Raw genomic sequence first — 469 nt, 5'->3', positions numbered from 1 at the left:
GCGCGACCCGCGCGGATGTTCTGGCGCACGACCACGACCTCACGACCGGCCGCGGCGAGTACGGCGCCGGCACGTTCCGCTCGGGAGCCGCGCTCGCAGTGCACCCAGACGGTGCCCGGCGGGACCTCGTCGAGTCGGTCGGCCAGACGGCCGACCGGCACGTGTAGCGCTTGGTCCAGGTGATCGCGTGCGTACTCGTCGTCGTCTCGGACGTCGAGCAGGACGATGCCCGAGGCCGGACCGCCGTCCGCAGCGCGGGGGAGCTCGGTGAACGACGCGGTGACGACGCCGGGGTCGCTCACGCTGCGTCTCCCGTGGTCTCATCGCGGGTGAGCGAGTCCAGCAGAGAGGTGCGCAATCTCCGGTACTCGGAGTCGTCCGGCAGTGTGTCGGGGTCGCGGGGTCGGTCGAATGGCACGCTGATATCGCGCGTCACGGTGGCGTCCGGACCATGATTCATCACCAGGAT

Annotated in this window: 1 protein-coding gene; it reads right to left on the bottom strand. The window is 70.6% G+C overall.

What is annotated here, in order from left to right; translation table 11 throughout:
* Positions 1-302, bottom strand: a 302-nt coding sequence (locus IY392_RS19635; RefSeq protein WP_194861843.1) for a rhodanese-like domain-containing protein, incomplete at its 3' end; no start/stop codon positions are given.
* Positions 303-469 lie beyond the last annotated feature (167 nt).

This window comes from Dietzia sp. SYD-A1, from assembly GCF_015356725.1.
Taxonomy (GTDB): domain Bacteria; phylum Actinomycetota; class Actinomycetes; order Mycobacteriales; family Mycobacteriaceae; genus Dietzia.
This window is presented reverse-complemented; position numbering and strand designations above follow the sequence as displayed.